Here is a 22,128-nt window from a genome sequence, read left to right as displayed (position 1 = left end):
TTTTAGCGTAATTTTGTCGTACAATAAAAGGATTGAAACGGTTCAAGCATCTCATAACAGGTATTATATGGATCTTCGTTGGTCTGTATCTTCTTTTGATCATACTGCTGCATATTCCGGCAGTACAAGGCTTCGTGGGCAATGAAGTGAGCGCTTTGCTTGCAGCCAAACTCGGTACGAAAGTGACCATCGGGCGCGTGGATTTAGGATTGATGAACCGCTTTATTATCGACGACCTCACCATTCTTGACCAAAAAGGGAAACCGCTTTTGCAGGCTTCTCGACTCTCGGCAAAGTTCGATTATTTGCCGCTTTCACAAGGCAGAATCTCCATTTCATCGGCGCAGATTTTCGGATTGCGGGCTGGTCTTTATCAGGAGTCAGCCAAAGCGAAACCCAATTTTCAGTTTGTCATTGATTCGTTGGCGTCAAAAGACACTGTGAACAGCACTCCGCTGGATGTGCAGATTCGCTCACTTGTGATCCGGCACGGCACTGTCAGATACGACAGATGGGATATAGCGCCGCGCACCGGCATCCTTTCGCCGGCCCATCTTCATCTTACTGATATTAGTACGCACATTCTTCTCAATGCGTTTCGGCCCGATTCATTGAATATCAACTTGAAAAAACTCTCTTTCAATGAAGTTTCGGGATTGCGACTTCGAGCTGTTTCGTTTAAGATTTCGGCTAATCGGCAATCGGCTTCGCTCAAAGACTTCAAGTTGGAGATGCCTGCTTCGCATATTGAATTGGGCGATTTCAATGCCACTTACCGTCTGTCGGGCAACAAAATAGAGTTGCCTTCGCTACAATATACGGGTAATGTCAAATCATCTTCTGTCACACCGGCTGATTTCAAATGGCTGATGCCGCAACTGAAAGATTTCATCCATCCACTGCTGATAGCCTCTTCGTTTTCAGGAACGAGCACAAAAGTCCGTGTCAACACTCTCAATATTGGATCGAACAATGGCAGTCTGCAACTCATTGCAAATGGATCGGTCGGTAGCGTATTGTCAAATCCTAGATGGTATGCCCATATTTCGGATCTGCGAATGAGTGCAGCAGGCATCAAATTTATTGCAGACAACCTCGGAACTCGTCTCAATCTCCCTGTTGTCGTGACTCGTTTGGGGAATATCCATTATCGAGGCGATTGGGGGGGACATGGTTCCGACATGTCTGTCAGTGGTATTTTACAGACCGATGCAGGACAAGCCCATTTGATATTGGGCAAGCAGCAGCAGCAGTTTAATGCGCAGATAGAGACCCAGGGGCTTGACTTGAAGCGCCTTTTAGATAATCACCTTTTCGGAGAAGTGGCAACTCGCATCGCCATTGACGGCACATGGCATCCTCACGGGCTTCCGACGCTCACTGCTCGAGGTGTCGTTTCCAAGCTTGAATACAATGCTTACACCTATCATAATCTATCCGTTGACGGCTCTTTTCACCAAGGAACATTCGAAGGAATATTCGGAATGGATGATCCGAATGGCCAAATAGAGGTGAAAGGACGGCTCAATTTCATGGCCAAAACGCCTTCTGCCAACCTCACTGCAACAGTTCGGCATTTCAATCCGAATCAACTCCACCTCTCGCAACAATGGCCCGGCACGACATTTGATTTCAATTTAGCTGCCGATTTCACGGGAAAGACTCTGAATACGGCCGTTGGAAAAATCGACTTAACAGATTTTTTGATGAAGTCTGAGAAGCGACATTATGCGCTCTCTTCTCTCAAACTCTCTGCTGCCAACGAAGGTAAAGCACGTGTATTAACGCTTAACAGCGACTTCGGAACGCTCATTGTCAATGGAAAATATGATTACGAAACATTCGCCCAGAGTTTTATCAACTTTGTGGGAAGTAAAATCCCGACTTTACCGGGACTTCCTCGGCTGAAGAAAACAACCCAAAACGACTTCGCAATCAATGCAACCGTTATGCGGTCAGATTGGTTACAACAATTGTTTGATATTCCGTTAGCGCTTGGCAAACCGTTTCACATTCAGGGACGTATCAATGACAAAACTCACGAAGTGGATCTATTGCTTGATGCGCCGGACTTTTCTTATGAGGAAAAACGCTATACCGGCGGTCATGTTCGGATTCAAACACCTAATGATACACTAATGGCTGTCGCCAAAATCAATAAATTCAATGATGAAGGAAACCGTTTCGAGTTGAATGTCCATGCATCGGCCGCCGACAATCAGTTATCTGCATCCATCGCATTCGACAGTCATACCCAAAGGCGTTTGCGTGGAACTTTCAACTGCGGAACACGCTTTTTCAAGACCGAAGCAGGTGTTTCGGCCGCCCGAATCAATGTGCGGCCATCGAATATCATGGTAGGCGATACGGTGTGGAATGTGAAACCGGCAGACATTATATACAGTAAGAATCATTTAGAAATCAATAATTTCACCATAGCCCATCACAAACAACACATCATTTTATCAGGTTTAGCAACGCAAAAAAACACGGATTCGCTCTTTGTCGACCTGAAAGACATGGATGTGAACTACATCTTGAATCTCGTAGATTTTCATTCCGTGGAGTTCAGTGGGCTTGCCACGGGGCGCGCTTATATTGCCGGCGCCTTTTCCAAACCGCAAGCTGCCGCCCGACTAACGGTGGATCAATTTAGATTTGAGAACGGACAAATGGGCATTCTCACGGCAAATGTCAATCTGAATAATCGTGATGAACAGATTGATATCAATGCCATAGCGAATGATGGACCGCTTTCGCAGACATTGATCAACGGATATGTGTCGCCGAAACGCGATCGTATAGATCTTGCTATTCATGCACGCAACACGCGGGCCGCTTTTTTAGAGAGTTTTTGCGGTAGTTTTATGCGCAATGTCAACGTGTTTGCCACGGGAGATCTTCGCCTTTACGGACCATTGAGTGACATCAATTTGGCAGGAGACATCACGGCAAACGGAACATTGGATATCAGTAGTCTGAACACAACTTACACGTTAAAAAATGACAGAATCAGTCTGATTCCCGATCAAATACGGTTGATGAACGACACAATATATGATCGTCGTGGTCAGCGAGGTGTTGTTTCGGGAAGTCTTTATCATAAGAGTCTACGCAACCTGTCGTTCAACATCGGCGTCAAAGCCGAAAATCTATTAGCGTTAGATCTCAAAGAGACCGACGGAAATTCTTTTTACGGCACTGTCTTTGCCACTGGCAACTGCACGATTCGCGGCAAGAGCGGGGAAGTTAACATCGATGTCGATGCCCGATCGGATAAAGGCAGCGAGGTGGTTTACAATACGACAAGTCCCGATGCCATCAATAATCATGATTTTATTCATTGGAAACAGGCTGCCGCCCATGCCGACACAACCATTCTTGAAGAGCAACAAGGAAAACCGATGATGGGCAATGAAATCGATATTCCTACTGACATACACTTGAATTTGTTGATGAACATTGCCGAAAATGCCACGTTGAAGGTGATCATGGATGCAAAGACCGGAGATTATATCGCGCTCAACGGAAGCGGGGTGATTCGTGCCACTTATTACAACAAAGGCGGATTAGATATGTTCGGTAACTATCTCGTCAATCATGGCATTTACAAACTCACCGTGCAAGACGTCATCAAAAAGGACTTCCAATTCAAAGAAGGCGGCACGATCACTTTCGGCGGCGATCCGTATAATGCCCGGCTCAATCTCATTGCACAATATACGGTAAACGGTGTGAGCCTTTCCGATTTGCAGCTTGGGCGCAGTTTCTCCAGCAACAATATTCGAGTGAACTGCCAAATGAAGATCACCGGCACGCCCAATACGCCTAAAATCGATTTCGGTCTTGATATGCCGACGGTCAACAGCGATGCTAAACAGATGATTTATAGTCTTATCAACAGCGAAGAAGAGATGAATCAGCAAGTGCTTTATCTGCTCACCATCGGTCGATTCTACCATCAAGGCAATAACAATGCACGCACAGACGGCAGCAACCAGCAAAGTCAGACTTCGCTGGCCATGCAGAGTCTGCTGAGCGGAACATTGAGTCAACAGATCAATAACGTGTTGAGCAGTGTGGTCAATAACACAAATTGGAACTTCGGAGCGAATATCTCGACCGGCGACGAGGGTTGGAACAACGCTGAATACGAAGGATTGCTGAGCGGCCGACTGTTTAATAACCGCTTGCTCATCAACGGGCAGTTCGGTTATCGCGATAATCCGAATGCCACGACAAGTTTTATCGGAGATTTCGACATTCGTTATCTCCTCTTCCCAAGCGGCAACTTAGCCATCAAAGTGTATAATCAAACCAACGATCGTTACTTCACACGTAACAGTCTCAACACCCAAGGCCTCGGTTTCATTATGAAAAAAGATTTCAATGGACTGCGAGATTTATTCGGTATACAGCGTAAGAAGAAATTGAAAAAGCAACAGCAAAACAATAAATAAAAGACTTTCCAATGGCAATCAGCACCTTATATGCCACGTTATCCGGATATTGCAGCTTGTTATCTTATTGTCACGTAAAAAACATTCTCATTTTTCTCTCAAATTATTTGCATGTTTAAGATTTATTATCTATCTTTGCCGCCGATAATTCAGAATTAGAATGACAGCAAGGACAAATATAACGAATAGCGCGATGCAAAGAAACATGGATTTCTCTGCATCTTTTAACGCTTTATATTTGCATATCTCAGAAAAAGTCTTAACACACACACACACATCGCACCTGGCGTGACACAATTTTAGGTCCTCGCGTACGCGCGCGCGTAAGGCGACGGCTAAACTCCTATAGACAAAGGGCTTCCAAGAGTTCCCTTTGTTCCACTTTTTATGCCCTTTTGCCAACTCCGCAAGAGGAAAATAAGCACGAATTATTCATTCAAAACATAGTAAATATGAACAGAAAACAGTTAGAGAGTAGGGCTTACATGAAGCCCGTAATGGACGTCTGCGCGTTGCAGACAGAAAGTTTATTGCAGACATTCAGCAGCCAACACAATCCCGGACATCATGGCACAGGACCGAGTTCGGCTAAGCAAGGATGGTTTGAGGAGGAAGATGAAGAAGGTCTCACTTCCAGCTCATCTACAGAAGGAGAAGGGAGTAATCCATTGTGGGACGAATAGAATAAATTAAAAGGGACAAATTAATAATGAACATGAACAAGACAAAATGGATATTTGCAGCAGCGCTGTTATTGGTAACAGCTTGTGCAAGCGATGACGCCACACAGACTGGCGAACAAAAGAAAGAAACGGCGACTAACGGTTATGCCACCTTTGTGGCAGGCAAGGAGCCGACACAAACCCGCACGTCACTCGACTACAACACCGGCAAATTCTATTGGGAAGCTGGCGACAACATCTTTGTGAAAGACGACGCCGGCACGTGGCAGACCGCCAGCAATGCCGTGAGCGGCACCGCAAAGTCTTATTATAGATTCCTGCTTTCGGGTGCATTTGCCGGAACAAGCTACACCGTGTTCTATCCCGGTAAGAACGGAACCAACGATCAAGTAACGATTGCTACATCTCAAAAACAAACCACGCCCGCCGACACCAAACATCTCGGTGAAGCAGGCGATTGCGGACTTGCTACAGCAACAGGGACGAGTGCTAACTTTAACTTCACTCTTGACCACAAAGCAGCCATTCTCGTGTTCCAACCGTACACGAGCGATGCACTGCTCCAAGACTGCTACCTCAGAAAGATCGAGGTGATCTCCGACAACAATATCGCCGGTACTTACACCCTGGATCCCGTAACAAAGAAACTCACGGGAACGGGAACGAGCAACACTATCACCCTGACCACAGGCAACTATGGCGGCGGCAGCGGCGGTTTCCCGATGACTAATTCTTCAGCTGATCTCTCCACCAACGGCGCCTATATGGTCATCGCCCCGGGCCACCATAAGCTCCGAGTAAAGTATTGGCTACAAAGTCGTTCCGCTGATGATAAGATGGGAAACAAGATTGAAGGAACGGTTACCAAGGACCTCCCTACTTTTAATTACGAGGAAAACAATTATTACGACATGACAGCCAACTTGCAGATTACTTATTACCCGGCGGCTAATGCCCATTACATGTGGGATGCCCAACAAGAATATTGGTTCGGTCATCGTGATGCTGCCGGACTTCCCGATGGGAATTTTCCACCCAATAATGGTTCTCCTGCTGACGTACGCTCGTATAATCTGATGCCGGGTTACAGCGACGATAGTGGTAGTGCTCCTGCTGTCACTGCCACGCACACCGCAGCCAAATGTCCTAATATTAATGAAATGGCGTGGTACATACTGCGGGGCGAACCTCATTGGGATACCGACTTATGGGCTATGTTGGGTCGTCTTTATGCCGGTGGTATGTGGTTTAAGAAAAAAGCTCAGATCAGCGGTTTTGTCTCCAACGCCGCTCCCGACGGTACCGATTACACAAAAAGCACAAATGGATACAACGGGCCTGACAGAGCAACTCCAGTCCATGGTAAGCCTTCAGACAGCGAAATAAGCAAATATTTCTACCTCCCTGCTTTTGGTTACTATGACTCTCAATATCCCTTCAACGCATATCCTTCCGGCGTGTATGCCGCTACTACTGGTCGAGCACGCCTTACTCAAAGTATTGGTTTAAATCGTATAACATGGTCTTCAGCTCTTACGAAATACGTATGTACGCCTATGAGCGTTATTACAAGGGGCTCTCTTTGTGGACCGCCGAGTGAATTGCACGAAAGGAAACGGATATACTTTTGAGAGGCAACAGGACTACCTTTGGCAGTCAAAAGAATTCCCGTTGATTTCCAAAAGGAGTACTTTTGAAGGTCAAAGGGAGTCCCGTTGAGAGTCAAAAGGAGTACTTTTGAAAATGGAGTTGTAAATGATTGATAATCAATCATTATAAATTAAATTATTAAGCGTAAGCGTATGGCTATATTTATTCAGTTGTACCAAAGCGAGCGCAATGGTACAACAAAAGGCAAGTGGTATGGGCGCACGAAAATCGTGGGCACAAAGACGTTGAAGGATATTGCGGAGCGCATTCAGCGCAATGCCAGTATGAAGCGGAGCGACGTGTGGGCGGTGCTTACCGAGGTGCCCGAAGTGCTAAGCGAAATGCTTTGCGACGGCTATCGCGTGAAGATAGATGGCTTCGGTGCTTTCAAAATCAGCGTCAGTACGTCGCCCGCCAAGACTGCCAAGGACTTCGACATGGATAAAAACATCAAGAGTTCGCGCATCCTCTTTCAGCCCGAAACAGAAAAGGACGGTTCGCACGGCACTCGTTCACGCGTCTTGGCTCGCAAGTTGGATTTCAAAAACGTGGAGACAATGACGAAAACGAAGAAGAAAAAATAAGTGAGTTGACAACAGAATCGCCGCAAACCAACTATTGGTTTGTGGCGATTCTGTTGTCTTTCGGTTTGTCGTAACAGGCTATTTGCAGGCAACGAGCATGCCGATCAATCTGCGACATGATAGCCGCTGACCTGTATCCGGGGCTTGGCACCGCGCGAATCTTCATCTTTCCAACTGACAGTGACCATCTTTTCGCGTCCCGGAAGCAGTGAGAAATAATTGTCGCTGTATATCACTGGGAGAATCTGCAAGCCGTCTTCGCCCAACAGGTTCAGGCGAATCATCAGTGCAGGAGTTGTTGTCGGATTGGCGAGCGTCACTGTTGCGATCCATGTGTCGCCATTGTGCGATGTGCGAATCGTCTTTTTCAACATTACGGCAGGCAACGATTTCAATCCTTGATAATTATCGGGCACTGTCGATTCTATGTAAAAATTATCCGAAACCAACTGTCCCTGAGCATCCGACAGCTGTAAATCGATGAAATAAACATCCGTAGTTGCATCGGGTTCAGGCACAATGATGCCTGTCGATGTGGTGTTTTCACCGATCGACAATTGCTTTTCCGCCCGCCACAAGACCTTTCCCGTCTTGTCAAGCACGGCTACACGGGCTGTAAATCCAGGCAAATCACCATTCCGAATACTGATAATCTCAACCTGTCTATTAACCGGATTCCACTGAATATGCAGCGGTTCGCAGGCTTTCTTAGCCCCGAAATATGCCGCAGTAGGCTCCAGATAGTAGTCGTAAGTTTGCCAAACCATCGTCGGCCAACACGGATGGCTCATCCAAATAAGCAATCCCTGTCGGTCTTTACTCGTCGATTCAAACATCGCCCGATAACCATTATAATTAATCCATTGCGCCGACGCCGTGAAATCGCGGGCATTCTGCGGTGCGCCGAAGCCCGTATCAATGAGCACATTGAATGATTCGCCGCGCTGGGCACCCTCCATCGTATAATCGTGTTGGCCCCAAACGGCATTCTGCGGCCATAATTGATCGGGGCGCAAGGTGCGCGCAAGCCCTTCGAACGTCATCACCGCCGGCATTCCTCGCTCTGTATGGAGTTTGCCGGTTTGCTTTTCGAAATATTCCTTTGCAGCCAACGCGTTGTATGGGCCGTGTCCGCTGACGCCTTCATCAGCCGAACTCGAAATGTAAAGAAGGCCCGGATGCAAGGCTGCTACATCGGAGCGCAAGGTTCGATCAAGATTTTCGGGCGGATAACCCTCGTTTCGTCCGCAATAGAGTGCTATGCTCGGATGACGGCGAATGCGGCGAATCAAATCGCGCGCATTGGCAAGAAACATCGTGCTATCAGTTGGATCGGGACCGTCGGAAGGGTTGGCGAGCCAGAAATCTTGCCACACCAAGATGCCGTAACGATCGCAAGCGTCGTAAAACTCATCGTCGCCCGTCTGCCCGACCCAGTTTCGGATCATGTTGAAGTGCATCTCTTTGTGATAACGGACAGCTGCATCATATTCTCGATTACGGTAATTGAGATTGCTTTCGCTGAATCCCCAGTTGCCGCCTAAGGGTACGATGCGCCGGCCATTGACATAGATTTTAAGTTGAGTAGCCACATCCCGATAAGTCACTTCACGTAATCCGGCCTTGAAATGCAGCGAATCGGAAACGCCATCGGCCGTACTCACTTCAAAACCAGCATCATACCGATAAGGCTCTCCATACCCGTTGGGCCACCAAAGACGCATTTTCTGTTGGCGCAATTGCGCAAATTCGTTGGGCGAGAACGTCACTTCCCGTTTAGAATGAGGCGCAACGGTCACATGTTTGACAAAATTCCGGTCGCCGATCCATCCTTTGACCGTAGCCGATACAGCGTGGTCCTCGTTGTTGATGATCCTCACCGAAGGGGTTATTGTAGCCAAAGTATCAGGTGAGGCGAGCTTTGTTGTAATCATCGGATCGGTTATTCGCAGCTTGCCAGAGGCAGAAAGATAGACATCATTCCATATTCCGATGTCGCGTCCGCGTATTGTCGAAATCCAATCCCAACCTATTGTGGCATGAAATGTGGGATTGTCGGCCCCCAGAATGCCGCCGTTGAAATCGGTGTTCAGGGCATTCTTCTCTTTCACCACACCCGGATGCGCATTGCAGATGATCTTCACGGCAAGCACATTCACGCCTGGTCGCAATGCGTTTGTGATGTCGGTGCATCCCCGAATGAATGCTCCTTCGATGCGATCCACACGTTTCCCATTGAGGAAAACATTCGCTTTCCAATTGATTCCATCAAAGTTGAGAAACACGCGGCGCCCTTTCAATGGTGCCGGCAATCGAAATTCGCGGCGATACCAGAAGTCGGCGCAGAAATAACTGTCGGAAATTTGCAGCAGATTATCAGCATAGTTGGGATTCGGAAGGGCACCGATGTTCACATAAGAAGTCTGCACTGTGGCCGGCACCGTGGCCTGAATCCAGTTGCGCACATCGTAATCCGGTCGGGAAATGATTTCACCCGATGCCACAACCCGCGACGAACGCTGTAATCGCCAATCACCTCCGTTGAGATAAAACAGGCCCTTGCGCATGCCGGTTTCGGCTTTCGGCACGGGCGTTAATCCTCCTCGTCCCATCACTTCCAACTCGCTGAGAGTGTAACACTTCGCGCCCGACTCTGCGTTTGACATCAAAACGCGGACAAAACGACCGTTACTTGCACGACGAATAACAGTCTTTCGCGCGCCATCTAACGGTAAGTGAGAAATCGTTTGCCACGTAACGGCATCGTCAGACACTTGCACCGCTCCTCTCGTTGCCTTATGGATCCAGTGCAAAATCACTTGATCGAAATCGGTCTTGACGCCTAAATCCACATAAACCCATTGTTCGCCGCCGCCCGCACTCATCCAAGCATCGTGGTGAGGAGCACTGGTAAAGATGGGATGTGCATTGGCTTCGGTCACTGTCCAATGCGCGGCACCTTTCATTTTGAAGCAGACTTTGAGACGAGAGAACGCCATCGGCCGGAGCGGAAGCCGCAAATCGATGATTCGCAGCGGCAGAAGCTCTGTGTCGGTCACCTTGTTTGGATCGGAATGAACTTTATATCGCGCAGCTTTTCCAGGCAAATCGCGACCGCTGACGCCGCCTATTTTCGTCCAATGGATACCATCTTGGGAGGCCAAACAGGTGATTTCATAGCCCTCACTGGCCTTTTTTTCGTCGTAAGCAACGCGTGCTGTGAGAGTGAGCTGTGTGGCTTTGAGTTGCGCATTATGCCAATCATATTGCAGATAGGTGTCTGCCCCCATCAGGATATTGCGCGTCCATTCGCCTCCGTCGATAGCGCTCTCACGTTCACGACGCGTCAACGGTCCCTCGGGTGTACTGACTTCGAGGAACGACGGAGCCTTGGCACTCGTCACGCCATCGGTGATCCACTGCGCGGTCAAGTTATAATCATAAGACGAAGAAGCGTAGGCCGCCCGATGAAGCGCGATGTTTCGATACGTTTGATCGGGCTTCATCGTGGGCGAAAAATCTTCTGCGGGTCGGCCGGGATAGACTCCGATGCCTCTTGTATAGTTGTTTTGTTGCGCCATTCCGCACATGGCCGTGCACAGGATCGATGCAATCAATAATCTTATTCGCTTTCTCATAGTTGCTAAATGGATGGAAAAATGAAACAAAAAGGGAGTTAAGCAGTCTGTTGGTTACACCGATTCGCACAGCGAAAAGCGTGAAACGACAACTCCTTAACTCCCTGAATCAAGTTTGACCGACCGCCAGTTTAAAGCGGTTTATAGGCAACAAAGGCTTCCATTGCCTCATAACAAGCCAGTCCGAGATCGTCGTAGAGCTTGGCCGTACCGCGATTTCGGTCTTCGGAACGCTGCCAAAATAGCCGCTCATCATTGCCCAAGAATGGTGCACTCTCCATCTGACTCTGATGCTTGAGAATCGAATTGCGTTTTGCGCGTAGCTCTTCGGGACTCATCGGGACACACATCTCGATGTTTTCTATTTCCCATTCGGCCCATGCTCCACGATACATCCAAATGCGACAATCTTTCAGCCACGCGGCACCGGCTTCTTTTTCCAAGTCGATAGCAGCAAAAACAGCGTCGGTACATTTACGATGCGTACCGTGAGGATCGGCCAAATCGCCGGCCACATAAATCTGATGCGGTTTCACTTTGGCAATCAATTCCCGCACGATATTGACGTCTGCTTCGGTCATCGGCAGCTTTTCGATCTTTCCCGATTCATAAAACGGCAGATCGAGAAAGTGTACGTGATCGAGCGGAATCTGATTATAGGTGCATGCCGTGCGTGCTTCGCCGCGACGGATAAGACCTTTGATCGTGCGAATATCAGCCGAGTCGATATCGCCTTCTTTCTTTTCTGCGAGGTATTTTTTGATTTCCTTGTATTTCTTTTTGATCACTTCGTCTTTGTTTTCATCAAAAATCTGATTGAAACCGTTGATGAAGTGCATAAAACGTGTCACCTCTTCATCACCCACGGCAATGTTACCCGAGGTTTCATAAGCCACATGCACGTCGTGACCTTGCTGTACCAAACGCCGCAAAGTGCCTCCCATAGAGATCACATCATCATCGGGATGCGGCGAAAAAACGATTACTCGTTTGGGGAATGGCTTCGAACGCTCAGGCCGATAAGTATCGTCGGCATTGGGTTTACCGCCTGGCCAACCTGTGATGGTATGTTGGAGATCGTTGAAAATCTTGATATTCGCATTGTAAGCAGAGCCATACAGCGCCAAAAGTTCGCTCAATCCGTTCTCGTTATAGTCTTTGTTGGTGAGCTTTAAAATAGGTTTACCAGTGAGCTGACACAGCCAAACCAAAGCCGAACGCACCAACTTGTCGGTCCATTCACATGAAGTGACCAGCCACGGATGAATAATGCGGGTGAGTTTAGATGCTGCTGCCAGATCGATTACGACCCGAACATTGTTGTGTGTTTGTAAAAACGAAGCTGGAATGGCATCGGTGAGAGGACCTTCTACGGCTTTTTGGATGATATCTGCTTTCTCTTCGCCCCACGCCGTGAGGAATATCTTGCGAGCGGAAAGTATCGTTTGCACTCCCATTGTGATGGAACACGGGGGCACCGGTTCCTGAGTTCCGAAGCTCATCGTCATTTCCTGGCGTGAGGTTGCATCTATCAACATCAGTCGGGAAGTTGAAGCGATACCCGAACCGGGTTCGTTGGTCGCGATGTTTCCAATGCGACCGATCCCCAACAAGCATACGTCAAGACCGCCAAATGTGGCTATGCGCTGTTCGTAAAGCCTGCAATACTCCTGCACGGCATCCTGACTGATGGTGCCGTCGGGTGAAAACACGTTCTGTGAATCAATGTCAACGTGATTGAGAAAACGCTCTTTGAGCTGATTGAGGCTACTGTTTTTGCTTTCCGGATTCAGTGGGAAGTATTCATAAGCATTGAAAACTACTACGTTTTTAAAGCTCAATTTCTCTTCGCGATGCTTGCGAATGAGTTCCGAATAGACCGGAGTGAGCGACAGACCGGTGCCGAGTGCCAAGACGCAATAGCGTCCTTCGCGTTGTTTGGACGTGATTTCCAGCTGAATGCAATCGGCAATTTCCTTAGCTCCTTCATCTATGGAAGGAAATATATCGGTGGTGATCTTCTCGCAACGGGTGATTTCCGAGCGCTCGACAGCTGTTCGGGGGCGATAAAACTCCACAGGAACCTTGTTGAGAACGATTTGTGAACTCAAATTCAGTTTCATAATAATAAGTGTTTGTTTTTAGTTATATACAAGATCTTTCAGGTTTGAAAGTCAGAGAATATTCCCCCTTTCGATGTCCTTAAAGTATTTATACGTACCCACTTTCAGCTCATCTGCGGCCGCTTCATCACACACGATGATACCGTGTTCATGCAATTGCAGCGCGCTGATGGTCCACATTTGCGTGATACCTCCTTCCACTGCGGCCTGCAAAGCGCGCGCTTTGTGATGTCCGTTGACCAAGATCAACACTTCGTGTGCATCCATAACCGTGCCCACGCCGACCGTCAACGCATGTGCAGGAACCTTTTCTGGGTCGTTATCGAAGAATCGGGAGTTGGCAATTCGCGTGTCGGTGGTGAGCGATTTCACGCGTGTGCGCGACCGCAACGACGACCCCGGCTCATTGAAAGCGATGTGACCGTCGGGCCCGATACCGCCGATAAAAAGATCGATTCCACCTGCTTCGACAATCATTTGTTCATAATGCCGACACTCTTCGGCCAAATCTCGCGCGTTGCCGTTAAGTATATGAATATTCTCTTTGGGGCAATCGATGTGGTCGAAAAGATGGCGCGCCATAAACGAATGATAGCTCTCGGGATGCGACTCGGGTAGCCCCACATATTCATCCATATTGAATGTCATCACGTTTGCAAATGAAACGCGGCCTTCTTGATAAGCCTTCACTAACTCGCGATACATTCCTTCGGGCGAAGAACCCGTGGGAAGTCCCAACACAAACGGCTTCTCGCGCGTGGGCTGAGCCGCATTAATACGTTCAACAACATAATTTGCTGCCCACTTAGACAGCAAATCATAATCCGATTCAATAATTAACCTCATTTCTGTTTATGCTAAAAGATTTCTGATCGTCTATCCATCGGCGTTCGATTTTTCGCCGATTTAATGACGCAAAGATACTATTTTTTCAAGAGAAAACAAAGGACCGATCTCCCTTTTCAAGTAAAATACCTAAAAATGGGGGCCTCATCAATTTATCGACAACAAAACTCCGCATTCTCATTAACGCTTAGTCAAGCGCCAACTAATGGTCTTTTGCAAGCCAACTAACATCTTCCTGCATTGCAAAAAACCGTTAGTTACATCCGAAAATGATTTTTTGAATTGCAGAAAAATGATTACCTTTGCCGAAGAGAAGCTAAAATGATATAACCGATTGACAAAATACGAGGAAAGAAATAAGATGAAAAGGACGATACTCGTATGTTTTCTCCTGCTCTCATTGACGGCCATGGGACGAGGAAAGAAGCTGATCAAGGTGGCGTGTGTAGGCAACAGCGTCACCTATGGATATGGATTGCCACACCGTGAAACGCAGGCTTATCCCGTCAAATTGCAACAGCTGTTGGGCGATCGATATGAAGTGAAAAACTTCGGACACTCTGGTGCCACGCTGCTCAATCATGGACACAAACCTTACATGCGGTTGCCCGAATTCAAAGAGGCACTGAAATTCAAGGCCGATTGGGTGGTAATCCATCTCGGATTAAATGATACCGACCCACGAAACTGGCCGAATTACGGTTCGGAATTTATTCCTGACTATCGCGCTTTGATTGATTCGTTTCGCACGGTGAACCCTCACGCGCGGATTTGGATATGTTTGATGACGCCCATCGGAGATCGACATCCGCGTTTCCAAAGCGGAACACGCGACTGGTTCGCAGCCATTCAGCAGTGCATCAAGCGCATTGCAGCCACTGCCAACGTCGGTCTAATCGACTTGAATACCCCTTTATACAACCGTCCCGACCTTTTCCCGGATGCTCTCCATCCTAATGCCGAGGGGGCAGAAATAATGGCTCGAACTGTTTACAGCAATCTTACGGGTAACTTCGGAGGACTTCAGCTCTCGCCGCTTTACACTGATGGAATGGTGATTCAGCGCGAACGCCCTATCCGTTTCCATGGTCTGGCCAACGCCGGAACCGTTATCAAAGTGCTGTTTGATGGTGAAGAACAGCAGACGAAAGCTGAATCAAACGGCGAATGGCACGTAACATTTCCGCAAAAAACGGCAGGCGGATCCTATTCGGCAATGATCTCAGCCGGCAAACAGCGGAAAATCATCCGCGATATATGGATTGGTGATGTGTGGCTTTGTGCCGGACAATCCAATATGGAATACACGTTGGGACAATGCGCTACGGCTCATGAAGATCTCAAAACAGCCGATCAGCTTCCGAATTTACACCTATTCAATATGTGTACACGCTATCCCACGGATGCCGTAGAATGGGATTCGACAGCGCTGTCGGATATAAACGGGCTTCGACTGTTGAACAACGGACCTTGGAAAACATGCCATGCGCAGGAGGCCCGCACGTTTTCGGCTGTGGCCTATCACTTTGGGCGCGTGTTGACAGACAGTCTGCAAGTGCCCATCGGACTGATTTGTAATGCCGTGGGAGGCACCACCACCGAATCCTGGATCGATCGTTCGACATTGGAATGGCAGTTCCCCAACATTCTCAAAGACTGGTATCACGGCGATTACGGACAACAATGGGCACGCAACCGAGCACTGAAAAATATCAAACGATCAACAAACCGATTGCAACGGCACCCTTATCAGCCTGCCTATATGTTTGAGTCGACGATTCTTCCACTTGATCGTTATGCCGTGAAAGGTGTGATTTGGTATCAAGGAGAGTCTAATGCGCACAATGCCGAACTGCATACCCGTCTCTTCCCATTGCTCGAAAAGAGTTGGCGCAAGTATTTCGGCGACGCTCATCTGCCGTTTTATTTTGTCCAACTATCCAGTCTCAATCGTCCGTCTTGGCCTGCATTTCGAGAGAGTCAACGACTGTTGAGCCAGCGATTACACGATACTTGGATGACCATAACGAGTGATTTGGGCGACTCTCTTGATGTGCACTATCCGAACAAACGCCCTGTTGGCGAACGATTGGCACTGCAAGCGTTGCAGCATTCCTATCATCACACTGTCGTTTCAGCAGGTCCTGCAATCAAAGGCATCGTTGCCGACGGTTCAAGATTGATCCTTTCGTTTCACAATGCAGTGGGACTACGCGCGAAAGGGACTACGCTTCAGGGTTTTGAAGTGGCCGGAGCAGACGGCCTTTTTGCGCCTGCGGAAGCAAAGATCGTCAACAATCAAGTGGAAGTAAGCAGTCTCAGAGTACCTCATCCATGTGCAGTGCGCTACGGTTGGCAGCCTTTTACGCGGGCAAATTTGATCAACGGAGCCGGTCTTCCGACCTCAACGTTTGTGAAAGTGATTAGGAGTAAGGAAAAAGGGAAGAAGTAGTAAGAAAGAAAAAGATATTTGAAGGGAAGATAAGATGCGGAATCAAAGATTGCTCATAATGGTGTTGGCCTTTCTCATAGGCATGGGAAGTCAGGCCACGGATAGCTTTTCCATCCGGCGCATATATGGTTTTCCCTCAGCCGAACAAGGCATCGAACAGGGCGTTTCTGCGTGTTTTGCAGGCTCGATAGGCCATCAACTATTGATGGCAGGCGGTTGCAACTTCCCCGAAAAGCCTGCTGCCGATGGTGGAAAGAAGCAATTCTACCGTGGAATTTATGTGGCTCGCATCACGGAAAACGACAGTCTGGATTGGGAAAAGGTGGGAAACCTACCCGTTGAAGCTGCTTACGGCGTGTCCGTAACATATAAAGACGGCGTTGTTTGTATCGGAGGTTGCAATGCATCGGGAGCTTTGCGCACCGTGCTTCACATTAGGATGAAAGGCGAAGAAGCCGTTGTGGAATCGTGGCCAGCACTTCCTTGCACAATGGATAACATGACGGGATGCCGCGTGGGACAGTATATCTATGTGGGAGGCGGCAACTGTGACGGCGTGCCGAGCAATCAAGTGTTGCGTCTCGACTTGCAAAACGTGAAGCGCGGTTGGGTTTATTGTCCCTCGTTTCCAGGCAACCCACGGGTACAACCTGTGTCGGGTGCAGTGGATGACATGGCCTTTTGCATTTGGGGTGGCTTTAATCCGCGCACGAATCAGGCTCCGGCCACCCTTTCATTGGCTGGTTGTGCCATCACCACAGACGATCAGACATGGAGCGAAGAACCCATTCCCACAGATGAAACCGATGCTCCCGTGTTTCTCGGAGGTGCAGCTTCGGTGTGTCTTTCGACAGGAGCGACGCTCGTATTGGGCGGTGTGAATCAGGAGATATTCCTGCAAGCGCTCAACAATCCACAGCCCGATTATCTGCGACACCCCGCAGAATGGTATCGTTTCAATCCCAACATCTTCCTTTATGAATACGGGGAATGGCAGCTCATTGGGCATAGCCAGATCACAGCGCGTGCAGGAGCAGCTCTCGTCTGCTGCGATAATGCCGTCTATTTGATCGGTGGAGAACTGAAACCCGGCATCCGTTCGCCACACATTTTTAAGTTGTTTAGCCCAGAATCGGCGCCTCATACGCAAGCGAATGACTAATTTTATAACAATTCATAAATACTAATCACTAAGTTTGATGAAACAAACAAAATGTTATCCATGGGTAGTCGTGGGACTCCTTTGGGTTGTCGCGCTCCTGAATTATATGGATAGACAGATGTTGTCGACTATGCAGGAAGCCATGAAAGCAGACATAGCCGAACTCAACCGAGCCGAAGCTTTCGGCGCATTGATGGCTGTTTTTCTTTGGATCTACGGTTTGGTAAGTCCTTTTGCAGGAATCGTTGCCGACCGAGTCAGTCGCAAATGGCTCGTCATCGGTAGTCTGTTTGTCTGGTCGGCAGTAACATTCCTGATGGGATATGCCACCACATTCCATGAACTCTACTGGCTCCGGGCCTTTATGGGCATCAGCGAAGCGCTCTATATACCGTCTGCCTTGTCGCTCATTGCCGACTGGCACGAAGGTAAATCACGGTCGCTGGCAGTGGGAATCCACATGACCGGCCTTTATGTGGGGCAAGCGATCGGCGGCTTCGGAGCAACGATTGCTGCAATGTTTTCGTGGCATTCCACTTTTCATTGGTTCGGAATCGTCGGCGTTTTATACTCTTTCGTCTTGCTGTTAATGCTTCATGAGAAGCCGAAAAAGCCTCTTTCGCAAGGCGAAAAGATGCAAACTGAAAAGCCTTCGAAAACCAATGTGTTTAAAGGCTTAGGCGTGGTGCTGTCTAATTGGGCGTTTTGGATCATCTTGTTTTACTTCGCCGCGCCCAGTCTTCCGGGTTGGGCAACGAAGAACTGGTTGCCGACGCTGTTCTCTTCGAGCCTCAACATCCCGATGGCCGATGCCGGACCGCTGTCTACCATAACCATTGCGGTGTCGTCGTTTATCGGCGTAATCATCGGCGGCGTGCTTTCCGACCGTTGGGTGCAACGTAATCTGCGCGGCCGCGTCTATACGAGCGCCATCGGACTGGGCATGACTATCCCCGCACTTTTGCTCCTGGGGCTGGGCCATCACATCGTCACCGTGGTGGGCGCAGGCCTTTGTTTCGGCGTGGGCTACGGCATTTTCGATGCCAACAACATGCCAATCCTCTGCCAGTTTATATCATCGAAATATCGCGCAACGGCTTATGGCGTGATGAATATGACCGGCGTGTTTGCCGGGGCAGCCGTAACACAGGTGCTGGGCGCATGGAGCGACGGCGGAAACTTGGGCTTGGGCTTTGCTTTTCTGGGTGCAATCGTAGCCTTAGCCTTGGCTTTGCAACTGATCTTCTTGCGTCCGAAAACAGATAATATGGAATAGATTTATCAAAAAAATATGCATGATATGGAAAAGATCGTAGGGCTTATCGATGCCCCGTTTACTCCGTTTCATCCCAACGGAGACGTCAATTTACAACCCATTGAGGCCTATGCCGCAATGCTGGTAAAGAATGGTTTGAAGGGAGTTTTCATCAACGGATCTTCCGGTGAAGGCTATATGCTCACCCCGGCAGAACGTATGCAACTGGCCGAACGATGGGTGTCGGTGGCTCCCGAGGGGTTTAAAGTGATCGTGCACGTGGGCAGTTGCTGTCTGCGCGAGAGCCGGCAGCTGGCCGAACACGCGCAGAAGATCGGTGCTTGGGGCATCGGTTCGATGGCGCCTCCATTCCCCCACATCGGCAGAATACAAGAACTTGTAGAATATTGCGAGGCTATTGCCTCGGCCGCTCCAAATCTTCCTTTTTATTATTATCACATTCCGGCTTTCAACGGAGCCTATCTCCCGATGCTCGATTTGCTGAAAGCAGTGGACGGACGCATACCTAACTTTGCCGGAATCAAATACACTTACGAGAGTCTTTACGAATATAACCAATGCCGTTTGTATCAGGATAACAAGTTTGATATGCTTCACGGGCAAGACGAGACCATCCTTCCGAGTCTCGCACAAGGTGGAGCCAAAGGCGGAATAGGCGGTACCACCAATTATAACGGACGCGAATTGGTGGGCATTATCGATGCCTGGAATCGTGGAGACATTGCTACAGCCCGTGAGAAACAGAATTTTGCACAGGCCGTTATCAACGTCATCTGCCACTATCGGGGTAACATCGTGGGTGGAAAACGCATTATGAAGCTCATCGGCTTCGACTTAGGTCCGAACCGAACACCTTTCCGCAATATGACCGACGAAGAAGAACGACAGATGCGGAAAGAGTTAGAAGAAATCAGATTCTTTGATCGTTGCAACGTATTTTAAGGAGGCCGACATGGACATCAAACAGTATTTGACCGATTGGTCAGCCTCTTATCGAAGCGATTTAGTAAACAACATCTTGCCGTTTTGGCTCGAACACGGACTCGATCGCAAGTTCGGCGGCGTCTACACCTGCGTGGATCGTGACGGAACTTTAATGGATTCGACTAAATCGGTGTGGTTTCAGGGCCGCTTCGGATTCATTACCGCTTTTGCCTATAACAACATCGAGCGGCGCGCAGAATGGCTCGAAGCCTCCAAGAGTTGTATCGATTTCATCATCGACCATTGCTGCGACGAAAACGGAAGAATGTATTTTGAAGTCACGGCCGACGGCACACCGCTTCGGATGCGTCGTTACCTCTTCTCCGAATGCTTTGCAGCTATCGCCATGTCAGAGTATTCCATCGCATCGGGAGATAAGAGTTACGCGGAACGTGCACTCGACCTATTCCGACTCATACTGCGATACAAGAACACGCCGGGACTCCTCCAACCGAAGTATCTGCCCGCCTTGGCGTGTCAGGGACACTCGCTCACGATGATACTCATCAACACAGCCTCGCGGTTGAGAGCAGCACAAGACGATCCGATACTCAAAACGCAGATCGACGAGTCGCTGGATGCGTTGCGCACTTACTTCATCCATCCCGAATCCAAAGCGCTTTTGGAAACCGTCGGACCGCAAGGCGAATTTATCGACACCTGCAACGGTCGCGTGATCAATCCCGGTCATTGCATCGAGACATCGTGGTTTATCCTCGAAGAAGCCCGTGCACGCGGTTGGGACAATGATCTCAAACAGCTCGGTTTGCAGATTTTCGACTGGTCGTGGGACTGGGGTTGGGATGCGGAATACGGCGGAATCATCAACTTCCGGGACTGTCGCAACCTACCACCGCAAGACTATTCGCAGGACATGAAATTCTGGTGGCCCCAGACCGAGACGATCATCGCGTCGCTCTATGCTTATCTCGCCAGTGGCGAAGAGCGCTATCTGCACATCCACAAGCAGATCAGCGACTGGACTTACAGCCACTTCCCCGATGCCGAATACGGCGAATGGTACGGCTATCTGCATCGCGACGGAACCGTGGCACAGCCAGCCAAGGGTAACATCTTTAAAGGTCCATTCCACATTCCGCGGATGATGATCAAGAGCCACATGCTTTGCCAGGAAATTCTCAATAAGTGAAGCCTACCTCAATAAAAGATCGTGGCGGATCACGCACATTGCATGCGTAATCCGCCACTTCATTTCTGTCTTTTCACTCTTTAACTCACCTTCACCAGCTTCCCATCCTCGATCTTCACCCAAAACGAGTCGCCGCTGGCGGATTTCAGTTCGTAAAGTTTCGTGCCATCTTCGTCTTTGGTCGTTTTGCCGGTGAGCGAAAGCGTGCCGGGAGCAAAACCATTTTCCTCTTCAAAGGCTGGGAGCAATTTCTCCACCGTCTTCTTGTTAGTCGAGGGTTTCTTCTCGCCGTCTTTTCTCTTCTTCTGCGCCGTGCTTTCATTATAACTGGTCTTGGACTCGTTGATAATCCGATTCAGTTTGTCGATGAGATCAGAAGCGATCTTGCGATCAGCATCATTGGCAGCAATCATATAGGCGGCTTCGATATGACGGAAAATAGCAGCTATCGTTTGATCGTTCTTCTTGCGAATGGCAGCCCCTGTGGGCAACATGTCGGCGGCCTTCACCTGTGCACGCTGCGTGCGGATGACGTCAAACTCGCTGTTGGCCTTTCGCAATAAATTAATAAGCGGAGCAAGAGCAAGCGCATTGACATTGGCTAAGGCGGCGGGTTTAGCCAAATCCGTCAGAAGTCCGGTGATATGAGCCGTTTCCTCGGCCAGCGTCTCCCGTTGCAACCCGGCATACGTGTCTACGATGAGTTTGAGCTTGCGACCAGCTTCGGCACGAGTCGGAATGGGCGATTTGGCAGCCTGCCGAATCTCGTCGAAGATGGCCGTAACGAGATTATCACGCTCTTTGTCCTTTTGCGCGAGTCGCGCCGTCTCTTCCGAGGCGGTTGTCTCTCTGGCCACTTCACTCTCTGTGTCGATACCCGCCTTCCACAAGGCGATATCAGCAGCTTCAAGGAGAATCTTGGCCGGTGCTGTCTTCAAGATCATGTTGTAAAGCCGAATTTGCAAGTCGGCATGCAGGCCGAGTGAGAATTTCGAACTCAATGTTCCATTGATTTGCTTAATAGGTTTCATGTTGCTTGCTATTTTATGGTGAAAATTAATAGTTTGTGCTCGTCGGAGATTCTTTTTCGTCCATGCAGCCGGTGCATGGCCCCGTCGGA

At 48.9% G+C, this 22,128-nt stretch carries 13 protein-coding genes; 9 read left to right on the top strand and 4 right to left on the bottom strand.

Annotation, left to right across the window (positions count from 1 at the left end; translation table 11 throughout):
- Positions 1–32: 32 nt before the first annotated feature.
- From JCM12259_RS09105 to JCM12259_RS09090, 4 genes are all read left to right on the top strand, one after another.
- The gene (locus JCM12259_RS09105; protein WP_051559292.1) at positions 33–4,460 is read left to right on the top strand and encodes a translocation/assembly module TamB domain-containing protein; all 4,428 of its coding nucleotides are present in this window, start codon (positions 33–35) and stop codon (positions 4,458–4,460) included.
- A gap of 452 nt (positions 4,461–4,912) precedes the next feature.
- Entirely contained in the window at positions 4,913–5,143 is a 231-nt protein-coding gene (locus tag JCM12259_RS09100) for a hypothetical protein (protein WP_025066229.1), read from the top strand.
- A 32-nt stretch (positions 5,144–5,175) separates the two neighbouring features.
- Positions 5,176–6,774, top strand: a complete 1,599-nt coding sequence (locus tag JCM12259_RS09095) for a fimbrillin family protein (RefSeq protein ID WP_148299608.1) — start codon at positions 5,176–5,178, stop codon at positions 6,772–6,774.
- Positions 6,775–6,945: 171 nt separating this feature from the next.
- Positions 6,946–7,377, top strand: coding sequence for an HU family DNA-binding protein (locus JCM12259_RS09090; RefSeq protein WP_025066227.1), 432 nt, complete (start codon positions 6,946–6,948; stop codon positions 7,375–7,377).
- A 104-nt stretch (positions 7,378–7,481) separates the two neighbouring features.
- Here the strand turns inward: JCM12259_RS09090 and JCM12259_RS09085 are convergent, their stop codons facing one another.
- From JCM12259_RS09085 to nagB, 3 genes are all read right to left on the bottom strand, one after another.
- A complete protein-coding gene (locus JCM12259_RS09085; protein WP_025066226.1) occupies positions 7,482–11,015 on the bottom strand; it encodes a glycosyl hydrolase 2 galactose-binding domain-containing protein in 3,534 nt (1,177 codons plus the stop codon).
- Positions 11,016–11,146: 131 nt separating this feature from the next.
- Positions 11,147–13,138 (bottom strand): glucosamine-6-phosphate deaminase, encoded by a 1,992-nt coding sequence (locus JCM12259_RS09080; RefSeq protein ID WP_025066225.1) that lies wholly within the window; start codon positions 13,136–13,138, stop codon positions 11,147–11,149.
- 51 nt (positions 13,139–13,189) lie between these two features.
- Positions 13,190–13,984, bottom strand: a complete 795-nt coding sequence (gene nagB, locus JCM12259_RS09075; protein WP_025066224.1) for a glucosamine-6-phosphate deaminase — start codon at positions 13,982–13,984, stop codon at positions 13,190–13,192.
- 361 nt (positions 13,985–14,345) lie between these two features.
- Here nagB and JCM12259_RS09070 point away from each other — a divergent pair, with 361 nt between their 5' ends.
- From JCM12259_RS09070 to JCM12259_RS09050, 5 genes are read left to right on the top strand one after another with little or no spacing between them, the layout of a single operon-like run.
- Positions 14,346–16,436 carry a GDSL-type esterase/lipase family protein gene (locus JCM12259_RS09070; RefSeq protein WP_025066223.1) on the top strand — a complete coding sequence of 697 codons (2,091 nt, stop codon included), beginning with the start codon at positions 14,346–14,348 and terminating at the stop codon, positions 16,434–16,436.
- A gap of 34 nt (positions 16,437–16,470) precedes the next feature.
- On the top strand, positions 16,471–17,598 hold the full coding sequence (locus tag JCM12259_RS09065) for a cyclically-permuted mutarotase family protein (RefSeq protein WP_025066222.1): 1,128 nt from the start codon (positions 16,471–16,473) through the stop codon (positions 17,596–17,598).
- A 37-nt stretch (positions 17,599–17,635) separates the two neighbouring features.
- Complete coding sequence (locus tag JCM12259_RS09060) at positions 17,636–18,874, top strand: MFS transporter (protein ID WP_025066221.1); 1,239 nt, start codon at positions 17,636–17,638, stop codon at positions 18,872–18,874.
- Between the two features lie 24 nt (positions 18,875–18,898).
- A complete protein-coding gene (locus tag JCM12259_RS09055; RefSeq protein ID WP_025066220.1) occupies positions 18,899–19,816 on the top strand; it encodes a dihydrodipicolinate synthase family protein in 918 nt (305 codons plus the stop codon).
- A gap of 10 nt (positions 19,817–19,826) precedes the next feature.
- A complete protein-coding gene (locus JCM12259_RS09050) occupies positions 19,827–21,008 on the top strand; it encodes an AGE family epimerase/isomerase (protein WP_025066219.1) in 1,182 nt (393 codons plus the stop codon).
- An 80-nt stretch (positions 21,009–21,088) separates the two neighbouring features.
- Here JCM12259_RS09050 and JCM12259_RS09045 read toward each other — a convergent pair.
- A partial coding sequence (locus JCM12259_RS09045; RefSeq protein WP_234396590.1) for a DUF6261 family protein occupies positions 21,089–22,128 on the bottom strand: 1,040 nt, incomplete at its 5' end.

This window comes from Hoylesella enoeca JCM 12259, assembly GCF_000613405.1.
In the GTDB taxonomy this organism is placed as follows: Bacteria; Bacteroidota; Bacteroidia; order Bacteroidales; family Bacteroidaceae; genus Prevotella; species Prevotella enoeca.
This window is presented reverse-complemented; position numbering and strand designations above follow the sequence as displayed.

What these genes read in the sequence shown, in the direction of transcription:
- JCM12259_RS09080 (WP_025066225.1), bottom strand. Translation starts at nt 13,138, where the DNA reads ATGAAACTGAATTTGAGTTCACAAATCGTTCTCAACAAGGTTCCTGTG.
- JCM12259_RS09050 (WP_025066219.1), top strand. Translation starts at nt 19,827, where the DNA reads ATGGACATCAAACAGTATTTGACCGATTGGTCAGCCTCTTATCGAAGC.
- JCM12259_RS09090 (WP_025066227.1), top strand. Translation starts at nt 6,946, where the DNA reads ATGGCTATATTTATTCAGTTGTACCAAAGCGAGCGCAATGGTACAACA.
- JCM12259_RS09065 (WP_025066222.1), top strand. Translation starts at nt 16,471, where the DNA reads ATGCGGAATCAAAGATTGCTCATAATGGTGTTGGCCTTTCTCATAGGC.
- JCM12259_RS09060 (WP_025066221.1), top strand. Translation starts at nt 17,636, where the DNA reads ATGAAACAAACAAAATGTTATCCATGGGTAGTCGTGGGACTCCTTTGG.
- nagB (WP_025066224.1), bottom strand. Translation starts at nt 13,984, where the DNA reads ATGAGGTTAATTATTGAATCGGATTATGATTTGCTGTCTAAGTGGGCA.
- JCM12259_RS09055 (WP_025066220.1), top strand. Translation starts at nt 18,899, where the DNA reads ATGGAAAAGATCGTAGGGCTTATCGATGCCCCGTTTACTCCGTTTCAT.
- JCM12259_RS09070 (WP_025066223.1), top strand. Translation starts at nt 14,346, where the DNA reads ATGAAAAGGACGATACTCGTATGTTTTCTCCTGCTCTCATTGACGGCC.
- JCM12259_RS09085 (WP_025066226.1), bottom strand. Translation starts at nt 11,015, where the DNA reads ATGAGAAAGCGAATAAGATTATTGATTGCATCGATCCTGTGCACGGCC.
- JCM12259_RS09095 (WP_148299608.1), top strand. Translation starts at nt 5,176, where the DNA reads ATGAACAAGACAAAATGGATATTTGCAGCAGCGCTGTTATTGGTAACA.
- JCM12259_RS09100 (WP_025066229.1), top strand. Translation starts at nt 4,913, where the DNA reads ATGAACAGAAAACAGTTAGAGAGTAGGGCTTACATGAAGCCCGTAATG.